Annotated in this window: 19 protein-coding genes; 12 read left to right on the plus strand and 7 right to left on the minus strand. The window is 76.2% G+C overall.

Annotation, left to right across the window (positions count from 1 at the left end; translation table 11 throughout):
* Nucleotides 1-36: 36 nt before the first annotated feature.
* Nucleotides 37-1,317 (minus strand): amidohydrolase family protein, encoded by a 1,281-nt coding sequence (locus BM158_RS14655; protein WP_091561308.1) that lies wholly within the window; start codon nt 1,315-1,317, stop codon nt 37-39.
* A 97-nt stretch (nt 1,318-1,414) separates the two neighbouring features.
* On the opposite strand from BM158_RS14655, the gene BM158_RS14660 reads away from it, so the two are divergent.
* From BM158_RS14660 to BM158_RS14680, 5 genes are read left to right on the plus strand one after another with little or no spacing between them, the layout of a single operon-like run.
* Entirely contained in the window at nt 1,415-2,194 is a 780-nt protein-coding gene (locus BM158_RS14660) for a creatininase family protein (RefSeq protein ID WP_091560400.1), read from the plus strand.
* Entirely contained in the window at nt 2,191-2,946 is a 756-nt protein-coding gene (locus BM158_RS14665) for an SDR family NAD(P)-dependent oxidoreductase (protein ID WP_109504851.1), read from the plus strand. The genes BM158_RS14660 and BM158_RS14665 overlap by 4 nt, the downstream gene beginning before the upstream one ends.
* Nucleotides 2,943-3,692 carry a cysteine hydrolase family protein gene (locus BM158_RS14670; RefSeq protein ID WP_229827392.1) on the plus strand — a complete coding sequence of 250 codons (750 nt, stop codon included), beginning with the start codon at nt 2,943-2,945 and terminating at the stop codon, nt 3,690-3,692. The genes BM158_RS14665 and BM158_RS14670 overlap by 4 nt, the downstream gene beginning before the upstream one ends.
* Nucleotides 3,692-4,129, plus strand: a complete 438-nt coding sequence (locus BM158_RS14675; protein ID WP_091560404.1) for a cupin domain-containing protein — start codon at nt 3,692-3,694, stop codon at nt 4,127-4,129. Before BM158_RS14670 ends, BM158_RS14675 begins: the two co-directional genes overlap by 1 nt.
* On the plus strand, nt 4,126-5,649 hold the full coding sequence (locus tag BM158_RS14680; protein WP_091560407.1) for an AtzH-like domain-containing protein: 1,524 nt from the start codon (nt 4,126-4,128) through the stop codon (nt 5,647-5,649). The genes BM158_RS14675 and BM158_RS14680 overlap by 4 nt, the downstream gene beginning before the upstream one ends.
* Nucleotide 5,650: 1 nt before the next feature.
* Here the strand turns inward: BM158_RS14680 and BM158_RS14685 are convergent, their stop codons facing one another.
* Genes BM158_RS14685 through BM158_RS14695 form a run of 3 tightly spaced genes read right to left on the minus strand, consistent with a single transcriptional unit; the run spans nt 5,651 to nt 8,967 of the window.
* Nucleotides 5,651-7,651 (minus strand): potassium transporter Kup, encoded by a 2,001-nt coding sequence (locus BM158_RS14685; RefSeq protein WP_229827391.1) that lies wholly within the window; start codon nt 7,649-7,651, stop codon nt 5,651-5,653.
* A 46-nt stretch (nt 7,652-7,697) separates the two neighbouring features.
* On the minus strand, nt 7,698-7,985 hold the full coding sequence (locus BM158_RS14690) for a hypothetical protein (RefSeq protein WP_091062101.1): 288 nt from the start codon (nt 7,983-7,985) through the stop codon (nt 7,698-7,700).
* 37 nt (nt 7,986-8,022) lie between these two features.
* Nucleotides 8,023-8,967, minus strand: coding sequence for an SDR family oxidoreductase (locus BM158_RS14695; RefSeq protein WP_091561316.1), 945 nt, complete (start codon nt 8,965-8,967; stop codon nt 8,023-8,025).
* Between the two features lie 138 nt (nt 8,968-9,105).
* Here BM158_RS14695 and BM158_RS14700 point away from each other — a divergent pair, with 138 nt between their 5' ends.
* The 4 genes from BM158_RS14700 to BM158_RS14715 all read left to right on the plus strand — a co-directional run bounded on the left by BM158_RS14700 (nt 9,106) and on the right by BM158_RS14715 (nt 13,491).
* Nucleotides 9,106-9,945, plus strand: a complete 840-nt coding sequence (locus tag BM158_RS14700; protein ID WP_091560410.1) for a helix-turn-helix transcriptional regulator — start codon at nt 9,106-9,108, stop codon at nt 9,943-9,945.
* Nucleotides 9,946-10,032: 87 nt separating this feature from the next.
* The gene (locus BM158_RS14705; RefSeq protein WP_091560413.1) at nt 10,033-11,367 is read left to right on the plus strand and encodes an MFS transporter; all 1,335 of its coding nucleotides are present in this window, start codon (nt 10,033-10,035) and stop codon (nt 11,365-11,367) included.
* A gap of 73 nt (nt 11,368-11,440) precedes the next feature.
* Nucleotides 11,441-12,118 (plus strand): response regulator transcription factor, encoded by a 678-nt coding sequence (locus BM158_RS14710; RefSeq protein WP_091560417.1) that lies wholly within the window; start codon nt 11,441-11,443, stop codon nt 12,116-12,118.
* Entirely contained in the window at nt 12,115-13,491 is a 1,377-nt protein-coding gene (locus BM158_RS14715) for a sensor histidine kinase (protein ID WP_091560419.1), read from the plus strand. Before BM158_RS14710 ends, BM158_RS14715 begins: the two co-directional genes overlap by 4 nt.
* On the opposite strand, the gene BM158_RS14720 is transcribed toward BM158_RS14715, so the two are convergent.
* Nucleotides 13,421-14,401: a TAXI family TRAP transporter solute-binding subunit gene (locus BM158_RS14720; RefSeq protein ID WP_165628943.1), complete on the minus strand. Its 981-nt coding sequence runs from the start codon at nt 14,399-14,401 to the stop codon at nt 13,421-13,423. The two genes, BM158_RS14715 and BM158_RS14720, sit on opposite strands and share 71 nt — an antisense overlap.
* Nucleotides 14,402-14,501: 100 nt before the next feature.
* On the opposite strand from BM158_RS14720, the gene BM158_RS14725 reads away from it, so the two are divergent.
* Entirely contained in the window at nt 14,502-15,203 is a 702-nt protein-coding gene (locus tag BM158_RS14725; RefSeq protein WP_229827390.1) for a hemerythrin domain-containing protein, read from the plus strand.
* A 20-nt stretch (nt 15,204-15,223) separates the two neighbouring features.
* The gene (locus BM158_RS14730) at nt 15,224-16,030 is read left to right on the plus strand and encodes a DNA-formamidopyrimidine glycosylase family protein (RefSeq protein ID WP_091560428.1); all 807 of its coding nucleotides are present in this window, start codon (nt 15,224-15,226) and stop codon (nt 16,028-16,030) included.
* A gap of 10 nt (nt 16,031-16,040) precedes the next feature.
* On the opposite strand, the gene BM158_RS14735 is transcribed toward BM158_RS14730, so the two are convergent.
* Nucleotides 16,041-18,110 carry a SpoIIE family protein phosphatase gene (locus tag BM158_RS14735; protein ID WP_091560433.1) on the minus strand — a complete coding sequence of 690 codons (2,070 nt, stop codon included), beginning with the start codon at nt 18,108-18,110 and terminating at the stop codon, nt 16,041-16,043.
* Nucleotides 18,111-18,230: 120 nt separating this feature from the next.
* Nucleotides 18,231-19,127: a LysR family transcriptional regulator gene (locus BM158_RS14740; protein WP_091560437.1), complete on the minus strand. Its 897-nt coding sequence runs from the start codon at nt 19,125-19,127 to the stop codon at nt 18,231-18,233.
* Between the two features lie 83 nt (nt 19,128-19,210).
* Here BM158_RS14740 and BM158_RS14745 point away from each other — a divergent pair, with 83 nt between their 5' ends.
* Complete coding sequence (locus tag BM158_RS14745) at nt 19,211-20,503, plus strand: aspartate aminotransferase family protein (protein WP_229827389.1); 1,293 nt, start codon at nt 19,211-19,213, stop codon at nt 20,501-20,503.
* Nucleotides 20,504-20,517 lie beyond the last annotated feature (14 nt).

Genomic DNA, 20,517 nt, shown 5'->3' on the forward strand with positions numbered 1-20,517 from the left:
CCCGACGTCGGGCCGTGGGCCACGCTGGGGTCGGCCTCAGCGGCGGGCGGCGAGCAGGCGGCGCAGGTCGGCGGCGACGTCGGCCTCGTCGCGGGTGACCAGCCGGCCGTCGCGCACGACCACCCGGCCACCGACCACCACGTGCTTCGGGCGCCGGCCGGGGGAGGCCCACAGCAGCCCCGCCACCGGGTCGGCCACCCCGGCGTCGGCGACCCCGCTGACGTCCCAGCAGACCAGGTCGGCGCGGGCCCCCACCTCCAGCCGGCCGAGGTCGGGCCGGCCCAGGCCGTCGGCCGAGCCGCGGGTGGCGAAGCCCAGCACCTCCTCCGCCGACAGCACCCGGCCGACGAGCGGCGCGACCTGCATCGCCAGCCGGGCGTCGGCCAGGAGGTGACCGGCGTCGTTGGACCCGCCGCCGCTGGTGCCCAGCCCCACCGGCACGCCGGCGTCGGCCAGGGCGGCCACCGGCGCGATGCCCCACCCCATCGGCAGGTCGCAGCCCGGCGCGTGCGTCGCGCTCACCCCGGCCGCCGCGAGCCGGGCGACCTCGGCGTCGGTGACGCCGCACAGGTGCGCCAGCGTGACGTCGGGGGCCAGCCAGCCCCACTCGTCGAGCAGCTCCAGCGGCCGCCGTCCGTACCGCTGCGCCGCGATGTCGACGTCGACCTGCTCGTTGGCCTGGGTCCGGCGGCGCAGACCCCGCGCCGCGGCGACCTCGGCCATCAGGCGGAAGGTGTCCGGGCCGTCGCTGTGCACCCCGGCCGGGCCGACCGCCACCTGCAGGGTGCCGTCGGCGGTCACGCCGCCGTGGGGGACCAGCGCCGCGGCGACCGCGTCGGCCGAGGCGGCGGCGCCGGCCGCGTCGTCCCTGGCCGACCCGCGGACGAAGACCAGCCGGGCGCCGAGCTCCCGCGCCGCCGTCGCCACGGCGGAGGCGATCGCCACCCCGTCGCCGGTCGACGCCGGCCAGGTGAGGTGGTGGTCGGCCACGGTGGTCACGCCGCACAGCAGCGCCTCCGCCAACCCGGCCGACGCCGCCGCGTGCGCCAGCTCCGGGTCGACACCGACCGCGCCGTAGGCCGCAGCCATCGTCGGCAGCCACTGCGCCATCGGTACGCCGCGGGTGCCCGGCAGCGTGCGGAACGCCGTCTGCAGCAGGTGGTGGTGGGCGTTCACCAGCCCCGGCGTCACCACGCAGCCGGTGGCGTCCAGCACCTCGCCGCCCACCGCCGCGAACCCGGCCACCAGCCCGTCGTCGTCGCACGAGACCTCCCGGGAGGTCGACCCGAGCACGGCCACGGCACCGGTCACGTCCATCACGCGACCGACCCTGGCAGCCGTGTGTTCCGGTCAGGTGTCGGCTGGAACGCGACCGTCACCGGGCTGCAACGACGCGGTCCTAGCGTCCGCTGCCGTGACCGCCCGCCTGCTCACCGAGCTCTCCGCCCCCGCCATCGCCGACGCGCTCGGCCCGGACTCGGTGCTGGTGCTGCCGACCGGGGCGATCGAGCAGCACGGCCCGCACCTGCCGGTCGCCACCGACCTGATCACCGCGCAGAGCATGGCCGAGCGTGCGGTCGCGGAGTTCGGCGAGGAGCTCGACCTCTGGCTGCTGCCGCCGCTGGCCTACACCAAGAGCAACGAGCACCACTGGAGCTGCGGCACCTTCTGGCTCTCGGCGCAGACGCTGCTGGGCGTGCTGCACGACCTTTGCGCCTCGATGACGAAGACCCCGGCCCGCCGGCTGGCGTTCCTCAACGGCCACGGCGGCAACTCCGCGCTGCTGCAGGTGGCCGCCCGCGACCTGCGGATCGCCTACGGCCTGCGCACCTTCACGATGCACCCCTCGCTGCCGGCCGACCACGGCGGGACGAGCCCGGAGAGCGAGCTCGGCCTGGGCATCCACGGCGGGCACGAGGAGACCTCGCTGATGCTGCACCTGCGTCCGGAGCTGGTGGACATGGAGCAGGCGCAGCGCTGGGTGCCCGAGCAGCTGACCGAGTACCGGCACGTCCGGTTCGGCGGGTCGGTGAGCTTCGGCTGGACCTCCGACGACTTCGGCCCGGACGGGGTGATCGGCGACGCCAGCACCGCCACCGCCGAGCACGGCAAGGAGAAGGCCGAGGCGATGCTCGCCCACCTCGGCGAGGCCTTCGCCGAGGTGGCCCGCTTCGACCCCGGCCCGCGCGCGTGAGGCTGGCCGGCAAGCGCGTCGTCGTCACCGGCGGCGCACGCGGCATCGGCGCGGCCATGGTGCGCACCTTCGCCGCCGAGGGCGCCGCGGTCGCCGTCCTGGACGTGCTGGCCGAGGAGGCCGGCAAGCTCGCCGCGGAGGTGGGCGGGCACGCCGTCGAGGTCGACCTGGCCGACGTGGCCGCCACCCGCGCGGCCACCCAGAGCGCCGTCGACGCCCTCGGCGGGGTCGACGTGCTGGTCAACAACGCCGGCATCCTGCGCTTCGCCCCGCTGCTGGACATCGAGCCGCACGAGTGGGACGAGGTGTTCGCCGTCAACGTCCGCGCGATGCTGGTCACCACCCAGGTCGCCGTCACCTCGATGGTCGCCCAGCGGGCCCCGGCGTTCCCCGGCGACGTCGTCGGCAAGGTCGTCAACACCGCGTCGATGGGCGGCAAGGCCGGGGGCGCGGGGCAGGCGCACTACGCCGCGTCCAAGGCCGCGGTCATCGGGCTCACCCGCGCGGCCGCCGAGGAGCTGGGGCCGCTGGGCATCACCGCCACCTGCCTGTGCCCGGGGTACGTGCTCACCGAGATGGGCGCCGGCACGCGCACCGACGCCGACGTCGCCCGCTGGTCGGCGCGGTCGCCGCTGGGCCGGCTGGGCCAGCCCGAGGACGTCGCCCGCGCCGCGCTGTTCCTGGCGTCCCCGGACTCCGACTACCTGACCGGCGAGGCGCTCAACGTGGCCGGCGGGATGGTCACGCATTGACCCGCAATGCCTGGACCCTCAGCGAGGACCACGTCGACCTGCGCCGGCCGGCGCAGGCACCCAGGCCCGTCGAGGTCATGGCGCTGCCCCAGCGGCTGACCCTCGACCTGGCCCGCACCGCGCTGGTCGCCGTCGACCTGCAGAACGACTTCTGCCACCCCGACGGCTGGCTGGCCTCGATCGGCGTCGACGTCTCCGGTGCTGCGGCGCCCGTCGCCGCGCTCGCCGCCGCCCTGCCCGGGCTGCGCGCGGCCGGCGTCCCCGTGGTGTGGCTGAACTGGGGCAACCGGCCCGACCGGGCCGACCTGCCGCCCGGCGTCCGGCACGTCTACGACCCCGACGGCGCCTCCACCGGCATCGGCGACCCGCTGCCGGGCGGGTCCCGGGTGCTCGAAGCCGGCTCCTGGTCGGCCGCGCTGGTCGACGAGCTGGTGCCCGGCCCGGGCGACCTGCACGTGGCCAAGCAGCGGATGAGCGGGTTCCCCGGCACCCCGCTGGACGCCGTGCTGCGCAACCTGCGGGTGGACACCCTGCTGTTCGCCGGGGTCAACACCGACCAGTGCGTCTACGCCACGCTCGTCGACGCGGCGAACCTCGGCTACGACGTCGTCCTGGTCGAGGACCTGTGCGGCACCACCTCGCCGGGCTTCTGCACCGAGGCGACCGTCTACAACGTGCGCCAGTGCTTCGGCTTCACCACCACCTCGGCCGACCTGCGCGCCGGCCTCGACCCCCAGGAGCCCTGATGGCCCTCGCCCCCGTCGTCAAGTCGCTGTCCGACATCACCCCGCACTACATCGGCGAGAACCGCACCGTGCGGCTGGCCGTGCTGTCCGGCCCGGCCGACGGGTCCTCGACCACGGTGGTGCTGGAGATCTGGGAGCCCGGCGGCTCGCAGCCGGACAACTCGCACGAGGCCTCCACCGAGACCTTCGTGGTGCTGCGCGGGACCGCGCGGGCGCACAGCGACGAGCACGTCGCCGACCTCGGGCCGGGTGACGTCATCGTGCTGCCGGCCACCTCGGTGCACCACATCGTCAACACCTCGGCGACCGAGCGGCTGTACACGATCACCGTGATGGAGAACGACGGCGGCTTCGCCGACCTGATCCTCACCGGCCCGGAGGCCTTCCTGGACGCCGACGACGCCGCGGTGCTCGGCGCAGTCCTCACCTCGGCGTGACGGTCGAGCAGGAGGTCCGGGCCGCCGTCGCGCGGTACGAGGCGGCGCTGGCCGCCGACGACCTGGCCGAGCTCGACGCCCTGTTCGCCCCCGGCGAGGACACCCTGCGGGCCGACGCCGCCGGCGTGCTCGTCTCGCACGCCGCGATCAGCGCCTACCGCCGCGGCCGCGGCGGCGCGCCGGCGCGGGAGGTCGTCGCGCTGCACGTCGTCGCGCACACCCCGGACCTGGCGACGGCGGTCGCGGAGACCCGCCGGCCCGACGGCACCCGCGGGCTGCAGACCCAGGTCTGGGAGCGCGGCGCGGCCGGCTGGCAGGTCCGGGTCGCGCACGTCAGCTCCGGCCCCCAGCCGCTGGACCCGGTCGAGGACCCCACGACCTGGCGGGTGCTGGGCTCCCCGCTGGTGGCGCCCACCGGCACCGGCCCGCTGGACGGCGTGGCGGTCGCGGTCAAGGACCTGGTGGCCGTCGCCGGGCAGCGGGTGGGCGCGGGCAACCCGACCAAGCTCGCGCTGGCCCGCACCGAACCCGCGCACGCGCCGGTGCTCGCCGCGCTGCTGGCCGCCGGGGCGCACGTGCGGGGCATCGCCACCACCGACGAGCTGGCCTACAGCATCTCGGGCACCAACGTGCACACCGGCAGCCCGGCCAACCCGTGGGGCGCCGGGCTGGCCGTCGGCGGGTCGACCAGCGGACCGGCCGGCGCGGTCGCCCGCGGCCAGGCCGACCTGGGGCTGGGCACCGACACCGCCGGGTCGATCCGGGTGCCGGCGTCCTGGTGCGGGCTGCACGGCCTGCGGCCCACCCACGGCGCGCTGCCGCTGGACGGCGTGGCCCCGCTGGCCTCCGGCTTCGACGTCGTCGGCTGGCTGACCCGCGACGCCGGGCTGCTGCACCGCACCGCGCAGGTGCTGCTGCCCCCGGCCGACCCGGTCACCGAGCTGCTGCTGGCCGAGGACCTGCTGGAGCTGGCCGCCCCGCCGGTCGCCGACCTGGTGCGGGCGGTGGCCGCGGCGTCCGGGCTGCCGGTGCGCACCACGCGGCTGACCGCCGGCGAGGAGCACGAGGCCTGGTTCACCGCGTTCCGCGCCGCGCAGGGCGCGCAGGCGTGGGCGGTGCACGGGGCCTGGGTGACCGCGCACGGCGGCACGCTCGGCCCGGGCATCGCGCAGCGGTTCGCCGACGCCGCCGCGGTGACCGCCGCCGACGCCGAGCGCGCCGCCGAGGTGGTGGCCGCGGCCCGGACGGCGCTGCGCGACCGCATCGGACCGGGCACCGCCGTCCTCGCCCCGGCCACCAGCACCACCGCCCCGCCGGTGGTCGCGGCCGCCGCGGACAAGGCGGCGCTGCGCGGGGCCACGCTGCGGCTGACCTGCCTGGCCGGTCTCGGTGGGCTGCCCTCGGCGGTGGCCCCCGCCGGCCGGGTCGGCGGCCACCCGGCCGGCGTCGCGCTGATCGGGGCGGCCGGGGCGGACACCGCGCTCACCGGCCTGCTGGCCGCCTGGGACCGGACGCCGTAGGTCAGACCTCGATGCGGGCGCCCATCACCACGGTGCGGTCCTTGGGCAGCTCGAAGGAGCGGGCCGCGTCGGTGGTCAGGTGCGAGGTCGCGGTGAACACCGCGCGCCGCCAGCGCGGCAGCTCGCCGGGCCGGTGGTGGCCGGGGGAGCGGCTGACGTCGATGGTGGACAGGAACCAGGAGGCCCGCTCGAGGTCGACGTCGAGGTCGGCCTGCGCCAGGGCCCGGGCGAGGGCCTTCGGGACGTCGGTGCGCTGCCGGTAGCCGAAGTGCAGGGCCACCAGCACCACCGAGCCGTCGCTGCCCTCGGGGACGGTGACCGTGCCGATCTCCTCGTCGACCACCCACGGGCTCAGCGCGGTGGTCAGCGAGACCACCAGCACCCGCTCGTGCAGGGCGTGCAGGTGCTCGACGGTGGAGCGCAGGGCCAGCGGCGCGGTGGGCTCGCCCGCGGTGGCCCGGTTGAGGTAGACCGCCGTGCCGGGCACCCGGACCACCGACGACCCCGGCCCGCAGGCGTCGGTCAGCAGGTCGTCCAGCGGGCCCTCCTGCTCGTGCCGGCGCTTGGTCACCAGCAGCCGGCCGCGGAACCACGTCGTCATCACGGTGAACAGCAGGACACCGATGACCAGCGGCACCCAGGCGCCGTGGGCGAGCTTGGTCAGGTTGGCGGCCAGGAAGCCGAGCATGATCGCCCCGACGAACGCGGCCCCGGCCAGCACCAGCGGCCGCGGCCAGCCCCACCGGTGCACCGCCACGACCGACGTCAGCACGATCGTCACCAGCACCGTGCAGGTCACCGCCATGCCGTAGGCGAAGGCCAGCGCCGCCGAGCTGCGGAAGGACAGCACCAGCAGGACGACGGCGACCATCAGCCCGTAGTTGACGTAGGGCACGTAGACCTGGCCGATGGTGTGCGCGGAGGTGTGCACGATCCGCAGCCGCGGCAGGTAGCCCAGCTGCACGGCCTGCCGGACGACGGAGAACGCGCCGGTGATCACCGCCTGGGAGGCGATCACCGTGGCCAGGGTGGCCAGCACGACCAGCGGGACCAGCGCCCAGTCGGGGACCACCCGGAAGAACGGCGCGGTGATCGGGCCGTCGGGGGACAGGTCGCCGATGACCAGCGCGCCCTGCCCGTAGTAGGACAGCATGCAGGCCGGGTAGACCAGGAACAGCCACGCCCGGGTGATCGGCGCCCGGCCGAAGTGACCGAGGTCGGCGTACAGCGCCTCGGCGCCGGTGATGACCAGCACCACCGCGGCGAGGGCGAAGAACGCGGTGCCGGGCTGGTCGAGGAAGAAGCCGACGGCGTAGGTGGGCGACAGCGCGCGCAGCACACCGGGCTCCTGGACCACCCGGGACAGCCCGGACAGCCCGATGACCAGGAACCAGGCCACCATCACCGGCCCGAAGGCCGCGCCGACCTTGGCCGTGCCGAACCGCTGGACGCCGAAGAGCACCACCACGATGACCAGGACGGCGGGGACGACGAGGTCGCCGAGCGCCGGGTCGATGACCGTCACGCCCTCGACGGCGGACAGCACCGAGATGGCCGGGGTGATCATGCTGTCGGCGAGGAAGAGCGCGGCCCCGGCGATGCCGGCCAGGGCCAGCCGGCGCACGACCACCGGGGGCAGCTTCCGGCCGTCCCCGCCGCGGCGGCCGACCAGGGTGATCAGCGACATGATGCCGCCCTCGCCGTGGTTGTCGGCGTGCAGCACGACCCCCACGTACAGGCCGGTGACCACGATCGTCGCGGCCCAGAAGATCAGCGACAGCAGGCCGAGCAGGTTGGCCTCGGTCAGCGGCACCGGGTGCGGGTCGTCGGGGCTGAACAGGGTCTGCAGCGTGTAGATGGGGCTGGTGCCGATGTCGCCGAACACGACGCCGAGCGCGCCCAGGGTCAGCGCCGCCCGGGTCGGGGACCCGCCGCCGGGGCGCACCCGGCCGCGGCCGGCAGGCCCGTCGTGCGGCGGCGCCGGGGCGGTCTGCTCGGTCACGACGGGCAGTGAACCCCGTGGCCCTGTGCGGCACACCTCGACGCGCTCAGTTGGGGAACCGGCGGCGGCTGGGGGAGGGGCGCCGGGGCTCGGGCTCGAGTCTGCGCAGGTAGCCGGCCTGCACCCAGGTGTCGATCACCGCCGGGCCCAGCCCCTGCGGCACGGTGTAGGCCACCCGGCCCCACCAGCGGCCGTCGCCGTCGCGGCCCCAGCCGAGCAGGATGGCCGGCCAGGCATCGTCGAGCTGGCCGGGCATGCCGGTCACCCAGCAGTGCTGCGCCGGCCGGACGGGCGTCGAGACGCCCTCCGGCGGCTCGCCCGTCCGACCCGCCACCCCGACAGCATGCCACGGGTGTCGAACACGTGTTCGATCAGCGCGCCACGTCGAGGGCGACGCCGGCCTGGGCGAGGGACAGGTCCCACACCCGGCGGGCGGCGGCCTCGTCGGTCAGGGTCCGGTACAGGTCCTGCCGGGCCGCCGGTCCGCCCACGTGGCCCGGGCCGGAGGGCCCGAAGAGGGCCCCGCCGGCGTCGGGCGCGGTGGCGGCGAGCAGCGCCGGCTCGGCGGCGCTGGCCACCGTGCCGACCAGCAGGCCGCGGGCGGACAGGAACCGGATCACCCGGCGCGCGGCGGTGTCGGAGCTGCGGCCGACCTCGGGCCGGGCGGCCAGCAGGTTGGTCGGCGCCACCCCGGGGTGGGCCAGCGCGCTGGTGATGCCCCAGCCGCCCGCCGTGCTGCGCCGCTGCAGCTCGAGGCCGAACAGGCCCAGCGCGATCTTCGACGAGCGGTAGGCGCGCATGCCGTCGTAGGAGCGCTCCGAGTCCGGGTCGTCGACCTGCACCGTGCCGCGGGCGGCCGCGATGCTCAGCTGCGAGACCACCCGGGCGCGGCCGGCGACCAGCAGCGGCAGCAGGTGCCCGACCAGCGCGACGTGGCCCAGGTGGTTGGTGCCCCACTGCAGCTCGTGGCCGTCAGCGGTGGTCTGCCGCTCCGGCGGGGTCATCACGCCGGCGTTGGCGACCAGCAGGTGCACCGGCCGGTCCTCGGCCCGCAGGGTGTCGCCGAGGGCCGCGACCGAGGCCAGCGAGGACAGGTCCAGCTCGCGCAGCGAGACGTCGGCACCGGGGACGGCGGCGCGCACCGCGGCGACCGCGGCCTCGCCCTTGGCGGGGTTGCGGACCGGCAGCACCACCTCGGCGCCGGCCGAGGCCAGCCGGGTGGCGATCACCTGGCCCATGCCGTCGCTGGCGCCGGTGACCACGGCGCGGCGGCCGGTGAGGTCGGGGAGGGGGACGAGCTGGGGTGTGCGTGCCACGGTGTGCTCCTTCGGTCGGTCGGTGTGCGGCCCACGCTGCCGCGGTCCGCGGAGGCGCACCACGGCCTGCTCATCCTGGGATCGCCAGGTCCAGGCTCAGCCCTCCCTCGGGGCGGCGCCGGCGGGCAGGATCGCGGCGTGGACATCGACCGGGCCGGGCTGGCCGACTTCCTGCGCCGCTGCCGGGAGGCCCTGCAGCCCGAGGACGTCGGTCTGCCCCGCGGGCAGCGGCGCCGCACGGCCGGCCTGCGGCGCGAGGAGGTGGCCGCGCTGGCGCACATGTCGCCGGACTACTACTCGCGGCTGGAGCGCGAGCGCGGCCCGCAGCCGTCGGAGTCGATGGTCGCCTCGATCGCCGCGGGCCTGCACCTGTCGCTGGACCAGCGCGACCACCTGTTCCGGCTCGCCGGCCACCAGCCCCCGCCCCGCGGCGCCGAGGGCACCCACGTCGGGCCGGGCATGCTGCGCATCCTCGACCGGCTCGACGACACCCCCGCCGAGGTGGTCACCGAGCTCGGCGAGACGCTGCGGCAGACCCGCCTCGGGGTGGCCCTGCTGGGCGACGCGTCGCTGCGCACCGGCCCGGCCCGCAGCCTCGGCTACCGCTGGTTCACCGACCCCGAGGTGCGCCGCCGCTACCACCCCGACGACCACGAGCACCTGGGCCGGCTGTGGGCCTCGGGGCTGCGCGCGGTGGTCGCCGTCCGGGGACCCCGGTCCCGCGCGGCGGCGCTGGCCGAGGACCTGCTGGCCCGCAGCGAGGAGTTCCGCGAGGTGTGGGCCCGGCACGAGGTGGGGCTGCGGCCGACCGACGGCAAACGGCTCGTGCACCCCGAGGTCGGCCTGCTGGAGCTGCAGTGCCAGACGCTGCAGGACCCGCAGCAGGGCCACACGCTGCTGGTCTACACCGCCGTCCCCGGCAGCGAGACCCACGAGAAGCTGCAGCTGCTGTCGGTGCTCGCCGGGCGGGTTCTGTAAAGGCTCTGTGAAGAAGGCCCGCTCCGGGTCGGTGTGTGGTGCCGGTCATACCTAGCGTCGGTGCACCGACACCAACGGAGGTGCCCCATGAGCTCGACACCATCCCGGACGCAGCCTGCGCCGCTGACCGCCCCGTCCACCCGCAGGGCGGTGTTCAACACCATCCGCGGGTCGCTGGGCAACCTCGTCGAGTGGTACGACGTCTACATCTACACGGTCTTCGCGACCTACCTGCAGGCCAACTTCTTCGCCGAGGGCGAGCCCAACGCCGGCATCTACACGCTGGCGATCTTCGCGGTCACCTTCGTCATGCGGCCGGTGGGCTCGTGGTTCTTCGGCCGCTACGCCGACCGGCACGGCCGCCGTCCGGCCCTGGTGTTCAGCATCTCGCTGATGGCCGCGGCGTCCCTGGTCATCGCGGTCACCCCGACCGCGGAGACCATCGGCGCCGGCGCCGTCGTCCTGCTGGTGCTCTGCCGGCTGGTGCAGGGCTTCGCGACCGGCGGTGAGTACGGCACCTCCGCCACCTACATGTCCGAGGCGGCCACCCAGGGCCGGCGCGGCTTCTTCTCCTCGTTCCAGTACGTGACCCTGGTCGGCGGGCACGTGCTCGCCCAGGCCACCCTGCTGATCCAGCAGGCGTTCCTCACCGACGAGCAGATCAACGACTTCGGCTGGCGCATCGCCTTCTTCATCGGGGCCATCAGCGCGGTCGTCGTGCTCTTCCTGCGCCGCGGCATGGACGAGACCATGCGTCACGACGGCACGAAGAAGTCCGGCTCGATGGTCGAGCTGTTCACCGCCTACCCCAAGCAGCTGCTGGTCTGCTTCCTGGTCACCCTCGGCGGGACCATCGCCTTCTACACCTACAGCGTCAACGGCCCGCGGATCATCAAGGGCGTCTACGCCGAGGACGGCATGACCGGCACGTGGATCAACTTCATCGCGCTGGTGCTGCTCATGCTCATGCAGCCCGTCGGCGGGTGGCTGTCGGACAAGGTCGGCCGGCGCCCGCTGCTCATCGGCTTCGGCGTCGCCGGGGTGCTGTGGACCTACACCTTCCTCACCCTGCTGCCCACCGTGACCAGCCCGGTCGCGTCGTTCCTGCTCATCACCGGGACCTACGTGATCCTGACCGGCTACACCTCCATCAACGCCGTGGTGAAGGCCGAGCTGTTCCCCTCCCACGTCCGGGCGCTGGGCGTCGGCCTGGGCTACGCGCTGGCCAACTCGATCTTCGGCGGCACCGCGCCGGTGATCTACGAGGCGGCCACCGAGAACGGTGCGGAGTCGGCGTTCGCGATCTACGTGACCGCGGCGATCGCGGTCTCCCTGGTCGTCTACGTGTTCGTCCTGCAGCGCTCGAGGAACTACCTGGACACCGAGGTGGTCGAGCGCAGCCCGGAGCCCGCCCGGGTCTGAGCAGGGTCCCGCCGTACCGGGCCGTGGCGGACGCCGCGGCCCGGTACGGTGCGCGCGGACGGAGGGGTCACGGGTGCGGGTGCTGCTGGTCGAGGACGACGCCGGGGTCGCCGAGGCGCTGACCCAGGGGCTGCGCGGCAGCGGCTGGACCGTCCGGCACGCGGCCACCGGCCGGGCGGCGCTCGAGGCGCTGGACGACGGGACCGACGGCCGCACCGACCTCGTGCTGCTGGACATGGGGCTGCCCGACCACGACGGGTTGTGGGTCTGCGCCCGGATCCGCGAGCGCAGCGACGTCGCCGTCGTCGCGCTCACCGCCCGGCGGGCCGAGGCCTCGGTGGTCGCGGCGCTGCGGGCCGGCGTCGACGACTACGTGGTCAAGCCCTACAGCCTGGCCGTGCTGCTGGCCCGGATGGAGGCCGTGGTGCGGCGCAGCGGCGGCCGCGCCGCCCCCGCACCGGCCGTGGACGCCGGGTTCTCCCTGGACGTCGAGGCCCGCCGGGTGCGCACGGCCGACGGCGAGGTGGCGCTGACGGCCAAGGAGGCCGAGCTGCTGGCCGCCCTGCTGCGCCAGGCCGGCCGACCGGTCACCCGGGCCGCCCTGATGGAGGAGGTCTGGGACACCACCTGGATCGGCGCCTCCCGCACCCTCGACGTCCACGTCGGCACGCTGCGGGCCAAGCTCGGCGCCGACGTGGTGGAGACCGTCCGCGGGGTGGGCTACCGGCTGGTGCCGCGGGGGGAGCGGTGAGGCGCCGGCTGCTGGTGCTCGCGCTGCTGACCACGGCCGGTCTGCTCGCCGCGCTCGTCGTCCCGCTGCTGGTGGCCTACGCCGAGGGGCGCGCGGAGGCACTGCACCAGGAGCGGCTGTCGGCGGCGACCCGGTTCGCCACGCTGGCCGCGGCCGACGACCCCGACGTGCTCGCCCCCGACCTGGCGCGCTACCGCGACGTCACCGGGGTGCAGGCATGGCTGGTGGGCACCGACCGCTCGCTGCTGGCCTCCTCGGGCACCCCGCTGCCCGACGGCGCGCTGGTGGACGCCGCGCTGCGCGCCGCCCTGGACGGCGTCCCGTCGGCGCCGCCGCCGGCCGTGTGGCCCTGGCGGACCGACCCGCTGGTGGTCGCGACCCCGGTCGGCCGGGACGCCCAGGTGCTCGGCGCGGTGCTGCTGGTCGAGGGCACCGACCGGGTGCGCACGGAGGTGGCCCGGCGGATCGCCGCGGCGGCCGCCGGCAGCCTGGTGCTGCTGGGCCTGCTCGGCTGGCTGGTGGCCAGCCCCCTGGTCGGCTGGATCGCCCGCCCGCTCAGCGACCTGGAGGACCAGGTGCGGCAGGTGGGGGAGGGCCGGCCGGCACGGGCCCGCATCGAGGGCCCGCCGGAGCTGCGCCGGCTGGCCGAGTCGTTCAACACGATGTCCGCCCAGGTCGAGCGCTCCCAGCAGCAGCAGCGCGACCTGGTCGCCGACGTCTCCCACCAGCTGGCCAACCCGCTGACCGCGCTGCGGCTGCGGCTGGAGTCCCTGTCCGCCGACCGGCCGGCCGACGTGGGCCCGGTGCTGGCCGAGACCGACCGGATGGCCCGCATCCTCGACGGGCTGGTCGAGGTCAGCCGCACGGGCGCCGCCGACCGGGAGCCCGTGGCGCAGGACGTCACCGCGCGGGTGCGCGACCGGGTGCAGCTGTGGGAACCGCTTTTCGGCGGCCGGCTGGTGCTGGCCCTGCCCGACGTGCCGGTGCCCGCGGTGCTGGAGCGCGACCTGGTGGAGACCGTCGTGGACGCGCTGCTGGACAACGCCGCCAAGTACGCCCCCGACGCCGTCGTCGAGGTGTCGCTGCAGCCCTCGGGCGCCGGCTGCGTGCTCGCCGTCCGCGACCACGGGCCGGGCGTGACGCCGGCGGAGGCCGCCGAGCTCGGCCGGCGGTTCCACCGGCTGGCCCGGCACGCCGACGTCGACGGCACCGGGCTGGGCCTGGCCATCGTGGCCGGCCGGGTGACCGACGCCGGCGGGACGACGACGGTCGAGGCGGCCCACCCCGGCCTGCGGGTGGCGGTCAGCCTCCCCGGCGGTCCCGGTCCCGGAACCAGCGCAGCGCCCCCGGGTGCAGCGGTACCGGCTGGGTGAACATGCCCGCGGCGGTGGTGGGCTGCCGGACGTCGGGCACCCGGTCGCGGATGGCGTCCTGCCGGTCGAACACCACGCTGCACACCCCGTACGCGGCCTCCTCCGACAGGTCCGCCGCGGCCAGGAGGTAGGTCTTCACCGCCACGGTCCGCACCGCCTCCGGCAGCCCGTAGGGCCCGGCGGGCAGCGGCCCGGCGACGTACTGCGGGCCGTGCGCCTCGACCAGCGGGGCGACCAGGTCGCCGAGGTCCAGCGCCCGCAGCGGCAGCGACCGGCCGAGCTCGACCAGGGCCGGGGCGGGGAAGCCGCTGCCGTAGGCCAGCGCGTCGGCGGCGCCGGTGCGCAGTTGCTCCGCGCCCTCGGCCAGCGGCCCGCCGAGCAGCTCGACCTGCCCCTCGATGCCCAGGGCGGCCAGGCAGCGGGAGACCACCACCCGGCCGCCGGAGCCGGTGCCGCCGTCGGCCAGCCGCCGCCCGGCCAGGTCGGCCAGGGTCCGCACGGGGGAGTCCCGGGGGACGACCACCTGCAGGAAGCTGTCGTAGAGCCGGGCCAGCCCGGTGGGGCTGAGCGGGGTGGTGAAGGGGTCCTCGCCGGCCAGCGCGAGCAGCACGGTGTCGCCGAGGGAGAACGCGACGTCGGCCCGGCCGTCGGCCAGCGCCAGGTCGTTGTCCACCGACCCGGTGGTGGTCAGCACGTCGGCACCGACGCCGGGCATGAGCAGCCCGGCCTCGGCCGCCAGCGCCGAGCCGTACCGGTCGAACACCGCGCCGGGCGACCCGGTGGCGATCCGCAGCCGGCCGGTCGCGCCGTCCGCGGGCCCGGACGAGGCGCAGCCGGGCAGCGCGGCCGCGGCGCCGACGGCGACCAGCCCGCCCAGGAACCGCCGCCGGTCCAGGGGAAGGCTGCGCACGCGCCGAGCGTAGGGGCTGGGCGTGGTTGACCGGTCGCCGTGGCGGGCAGGGGCGGGGTGGTCCAGCCGGTGGCCGCACCGCCGTCCGGAGGAGCCGACCGTGACCGATCCGTCCCTGCCCACCATCGCCGACCGCCCCGCCGCCGAGCTCGGGGGTGAGCGCAGCGTGCTGGTCCGCCAGCGGGCCGACCACGTCGAGCTCGACCGGCTGCTGCACGAGCTGGACGGCACGACCGGGGACGCCCAGCGCGCCGTGCTGCGGCGGATCGACCGGTTGGTGTTCAGCCACGCCTTCGCCGAGGAGGTCGTGCTGTGGCCGGTGCTGCGGCGGGTGCTCCCCGACGGTGCACAGCTGACCACCCAGGTGGAGCGGGAGCACCAGGAGGTCAACGACCTGGTCGCCGACCTGGAGCGCACCGCCGACGACGACCCGCGGCGGGCGGCGCTGCTGGACCGCCTGGTGACGGTGCTGCGCGAGGACGTCCGCGACGAGGAGGACCAGCTGTTCCCCCGGCTGCGGGACCGCCTCGACGACCGGGCGCTGCGCCAGCTCGGGTGGGCGTGGGCGGTCGTGGCCCGGGTGTCGCCGACCCGGCCGCACCCCACGGTCGGCCGCCGGCCGCCGGGCAACGCGCTGTCCGGGCTGCCGCTGTCGGTGCTGGACCGGGGCCGCGACCACCTCGACGCGCACGCCGGGTGGCCCGGGGCGCGCGCGGCGTCGGCCCTGCTGGCCCGGGTCGCCGGGCTGGTCGAGCGCACCCCGGCGGCCCGGCACGGCGACACCCCGGCGACCCACCGGTGACGTGACTACCGTGGGCAGCCGTGCCAGAGGGGGACACCATCTACCGGCTCGCGCGCCGGATGCAGCCGCTCGTGGGCACCGTGGTCGAGAGCAGCGACTTCCGCGTCCCGCGCTTCGCCACCGCCGACCTGTCCGGGGCCCGGGTGCTGTCGCTGGTCCCGCGGGGCAAGCACATGCTCACCCGCTTCGACCACGACGGCCGGGCCGTCACGCTGCACACGCACCTGGAGATGGACGGCGAGTGGAGCATCGTCGGCCACGGCAAGCTGCTGCCGCGCCGGCTGATGGGCGACGCCCGCCTGGTGCTGGCCACCAGCGGGCCCACGGCGATCGGGCTGCGGCTGCCGGTGGTCGAGCTGCTGCCCACCGAGGCCGAGCACACCGTCGTCGGGCACCTGGGCCCCGACCTGCTCGACGACACCCGCCCCGCGCCGGAGGTCATCGCCGAGGCCACCGCGAACCTCGAGGCGCAGCCGGACCGGCCGCTGGTGTCGGCGCTGCTGGACCAGCGGCTGGTGCTCGGCCTGGGCAACGTCTGGGTCAACGAGCTGGCGTTCCTGCGCGGCCACCTGCCCTTCACCCCGGTCGGCCGGGTCGAGGTCGAGCCGCTCATCCGGCTGGCGGTGCGGGCGATGCGGTTCGCGGTCAGGCCCGGGGGTCCCGGACGGGTCACCACCGGCAACACCCGGCCCGGGGAGCGGTACTACGTCTACGGCCGCACCGGGGAGCCCTGCCGGCGCTGCGGCACGAAGCTCCAGTTCAGCCCGGAGATCCCCAACGAGCCGGGGGTGCGGCACACCTGGTGGTGCCCGCGCTGCCAGACCTGAGGCGGCGCGCTCACTGCGCCGGGTGGGCCGGGGCCGGTACGCCCGGCGGCACCACCTGCGGCCCGGCCTCGGCCGGGCGCGGCCGGTCCTGCCGGTGCAGCCGGACGGCGACGAGCGCGATGTCGTCGTCGGGGTGGCCGTCGACGAGCTCGCGCACCAGGCCGTCGCACAGCTGCTGCAGGGGGAGGTGGCCCAGCCGGGCGGTGACCGCGGTCAGCCGCGCCGTCCCCTCGTCCAGGTCGGCGTCCCGCCGCTCGACCAGGCCGTCGGTGTAGAGCAGGACGGTGGCCCCGCGGTCGAGGACGACGACGTGCTCGGTGCGGGGCGTGCCGGGGTCGACCCCGAGCAGCAGCTGGGGCCGGCGCTCCAGGACGTCGACCCGGCCGTCGGTGTGCAGCACCAGCGGGGGCGGGTGGCCGGCGTTGGACCACACCATGCGGGTCACCCCGCGCTCGACCTCGTCGGGTGTCTGCTCGAACCTGGCCACCGCGGCGGTGGCCAGGGCCCCGACCTGCAGCACCTCGACGGCCGCGTCCAGGCCCCGCAGCACCTCGGCCGGCCCGCCGTCGGAGTAGGTGGCGATCCCGCGCAGCAGGCCGCGCAGCTGACCCATCGCGGCCGCGGCGGCGGTGTCGTGCCCGACGACGTCCCCGATGACGACCATCGTCGTGCCGTCGCGCTGCAGGAAGGCGTCGTACCAGTCCCCGCCCACCCGGGCCGCCTCGGCGGCCGGCTGGTAGCGGACGACGACCTCGGCGTGGTCGGGCTCGGGCGGGGCCGTCAGCATGCTGCGCTGGAGGTCCTCGGCCAGCTGGGTCCGGGCCCGGCGGAGCCGGTCGGCGTCGAGGGCGGTCGCGACGCGGTCGGCGATGTCGACCACCACCCGCTCGGTGTCGGGGTCGCGGGGCCGGTCGGCGGCGCTGAGCAGGGAGAGGGCGCCCAGTACGCGGCCGCGGGTGCGCAGCGGCACGATGGACGCCCGCGCCGGCCCGAGGGCGTCCAGGTGCGTCCGGGCCACCGGGTGCAGGGGGAGGGCGGCGACCTGCTCCGGTGCGACGTGCCGTAGCAGCCCGGTGTGCACCACCTGCGCGAACGGTGTCGTGCCGGGCAGCTCGACCAGCCGCCTGGTGGCGTACGCGGCCAGGTCGGCGCGCTTGCCGGGGTCGGTGTGCCAGGAGCTCACGTCCCGGGCCCGGCCGTCGGGGCCCAGGACGGTGACGATGCAGGCGTCGGCGGTGAGGGGGACGAGCAGCCGGGGCAGGGCGTCGAGCACGTCGGCGACGTCGGGGGCGGTCACCAGCGCGTCGGCCACCTCGGCCAGCAGGGCGAGCCGCCCGGCGGTGGCCGCGGCACGCCGGTCGGCCAGGGCGCGCTCGGTCGCGTCGGCGAAGAACAGGGTCAACCCCTCGGGCGACGGCCAGCAGGAGACGTCGAACCAGACGTCCACCGGCGCCGGGTGGTGGGCGGTCAGGGTCTGCGCCTGCTGGGTCGAGACCGCGGTGCGGAAGGCCGTCTCCAGCTCCCCGCCGAGCACGGCGGGGAACGCCTCCCAGACGGTCCGGCCCAGCAGCTGGTGAGCCGGCTGCCGCAGCAGGACCTCCGCGGCGGGGTTCACCACGGTGAACCGCCACGAGTGGTCCAGCACGACGAAGCCCCACGGCATCGTGGCCAGCAGCCGACCGGTGCGGACGTCCCCGGTGTGCACCTCGGTCGTGTCGTAGGCCGTGCCGACGAACCGGACCGGCGCGCCGGTGCCGTCGGCGAGCACCCGGCCCCGGCCCTGGACCCAGCGGGTCCGGCCGTCGGGCAGCACGACCCGGTACTCGGCGACGAACCCGCCCTGCGTCGCCACCGCGGCCTCCACCGCGCGCGTCACCCGGTCGCGGTCCTCGGGGTGCAGCCGGCGGAAGAAGGACTCGGTGGTGGGGCGGAAGTCGGCCGCGGTGTAGCCGAACATCTCCTGCAGGGCCGCGTTCCACCACATCGCGTCGCCGGTGAGGTCCCAGTCGAAGACGCCCACACCGCCGGCCTCCACGGCGAGGGCGACGGGGTCGGGGACCCCGGGGACGTCGGCGGGCACGGCGCGGCTCCCTGCTCGGCCGGGGGCGTCGCTCGAGGGCTACGAGGTGCGCGCCCGCGTTCCGCGCGGCCGCCCGTCCCGGACGTGCACGACCCTAACGGCCCGCGCGCGGACGGTCGGTCACCGGTGGCGCAGACCCACCCCGGCCGTCGTCCGCAGCTGGTCCAGCACCGCCCGCACGGCCGGCTGCGCCGCCGAGGGACGCCGGACGGCGGCGACCACCCGGCGCACCGACGGCGGGTCCAGCGGCCGGGTCACCACGTCGGAGCGGGCGTCCACGGCGAGCGAGGGCAGCAGCGCCACCGACCGGCCGGCCGCGACGTGCTGGAGCGCGAGGAGGTAGTTCTGCAGCCGGCAGACCACGTGCGGCTCGAACCCGGCGTCCCGGCACCGGCGGGTGGTCAGCTCGGACATGTAGGAGCCCGGCACGTCCAGGGTCCAGCGCTCGCCGGCGCAGGCGGCCAGGTCCAGCCGCTCGGCGGCCGCGGCGGGGTGGCCCGGCGGCAGCACGGCGACGACTTCGTCGGTGCCCAGCGGCAGCAGGTCCACCGCCGGGCCGAGCTCGGTGCCGGCCAGGTCGGTGGTGGTGACGATGACGTCGACGTCCCCGCGGCGCAGCGCCGGCATGCTCTCGTGCGGCTCGAGCTCCAGTACCACCACCTCGACGGCGGGGTGGGCGGCGGCGACCGCCTCCGCGGCGGGGACGGCGAGGGCGTGCACCGCGCTCTGGAACACCGCCAGCCGCACGGTGCCCGACGGCGCGTCGCCGGTGCCGGCCGACAGCTGCTCGAGGCGGTGCAGCACGTCGCGGGAGCGGTCCGCGAGCAGCTGACCGGCCGGTGTCAGCCGCACGCGCCGGCCCTCGCGCTCCACCAGCGCGGCACCGGTCTCCCGCTCCAGGACGGCCAGCTGCTGGCTCACCGCCGACGGGCTCAGGTGGGCCCGGCCGGCGACCGCGCGCACGGTGCCGAGCTCCTGCAGGTCGACCAGCAGCTGCAGCCGCCACGGGTTGAGCACCGGGCCAGTGTGCAGCAGAACTGCACAGCAGCATCGGGAATCCGTGCTGGACCTGTGCAGTCCGGGTGGTCACGCTGGGCGCCGTGGACCTCGAGCGCAACCTCATCCGGTACCTGGGCACGGGCAGCTTCACCCCGGAGGTGATCGCCTCGGCGCAGGGCAGCTACGTCACCACGGAGTCCGGACGGCGGCTGCTGGACTTCACGTCGGGCCAGATGAGCGCGATCCTCGGCCACTCCCACCCCGACGTCGTGGCCACCGTGCGCGAGCAGGTCGGCGCGCTGGACCACCTGTTCAGCGGCATGCTCAGCCGCCCGGTGCTGGAGCTGGCCGAGCGGCTGGCCGCCTCGCTGCCCGACCCGCTGGAGAAGGTGCAGCTGCTGACCACCGGCGCGGAGTCCAACGAGGCCGCGCTGCGGCTGGCCAAGCTGGTCACCGGCGGGCACGAGGTGGTCGCCTTCTCCGGCTCGTGGCACGGCATGACCGGCGCGGCGGCGGGGGCGACCTACAGCGCCGGCCGCAAGGGCTACGGGCCGGCCGCGCCGGGCAACATCGCCATCCCGACACCGAACGCCTACCGGCCCGACGTCGTCGACGCCGACGGCGAGCTGGACTGGGCCCGCCAGCTGGACCTGGCGTTCGCGATGGTGGACGCGCAGTCCACCGGGGCGCTGGCCGCCTGCATCGTGGAGCCGATCCTCAGCTCGGGCGGCATCATCGAGCCCCCGCCGGGCTACCTGGCCGCCCTGCAGCGCAAGTGCCGCGAGCGCGGCATGCTGCTGGTGCTCGACGAGGCGCAGACCGGCCTGTGCCGCACCGGCACCTGGTACGCCTTCGAGCGCGACGGCGTCGTCCCCGACATCATCACGCTGTCCAAGACCCTGGGCGCCGGGCTGCCGCTGGCCGCCGTCGTCACCAGCGCCGAGGTCGAGGCCGCCGCCCACGAGCGCGGGTTCCTCTTCCTGACCACGCACGCCTCCGACCCGCTGGTCGCGGCGGTGGGGACGACGGTGCTCGACGTGCTGGAGCGGGACCGGCTCGACGTCCGGGCCGCGCAGCTCGGCGCCCGGCTGGGTGCGGGGCTGCGGGCGCTGGCCGAGGAGCACGAGGTGGTGGGCGACGTCCGTGGGCGGGGCCTGCTGCAGGGCCTGGAGCTGGTGGTCGACCGGGCCACCAAGCAGGGGTCCGACGTGCTGGGCGCCGAGGTCACCCGGCGCTGCTACGAGCTCGGTCTGCACATGAACGTGGTGCAGCTCAAGGGCATGTCCGGGGTCTTCCGGATCGCCCCGCCGCTGACCGCCACCGACGCCGAGGTGGACGAGGGGTTGGTGATCCTGGACCAGGCGCTGCGCGACGCGGGCAAGGCCGTTCTCTGAACCGAGGTTTACGG

This window comes from Klenkia taihuensis (assembly GCF_900112525.1).
In the GTDB taxonomy this organism is placed as follows: domain Bacteria; phylum Actinomycetota; class Actinomycetes; order Mycobacteriales; family Geodermatophilaceae; genus Klenkia; species Klenkia taihuensis.

What these genes read in the sequence shown, in the direction of transcription:
- BM158_RS14655 (WP_091561308.1), bottom strand. Translation starts at nt 1,317, where the DNA reads ATGGACGTGACCGGTGCCGTGGCCGTGCTCGGGTCGACCTCCCGGGAG.
- BM158_RS14675 (WP_091560404.1), top strand. Translation starts at nt 3,692, where the DNA reads ATGGCCCTCGCCCCCGTCGTCAAGTCGCTGTCCGACATCACCCCGCAC.
- BM158_RS14705 (WP_091560413.1), top strand. Translation starts at nt 10,033, where the DNA reads ATGAGCTCGACACCATCCCGGACGCAGCCTGCGCCGCTGACCGCCCCG.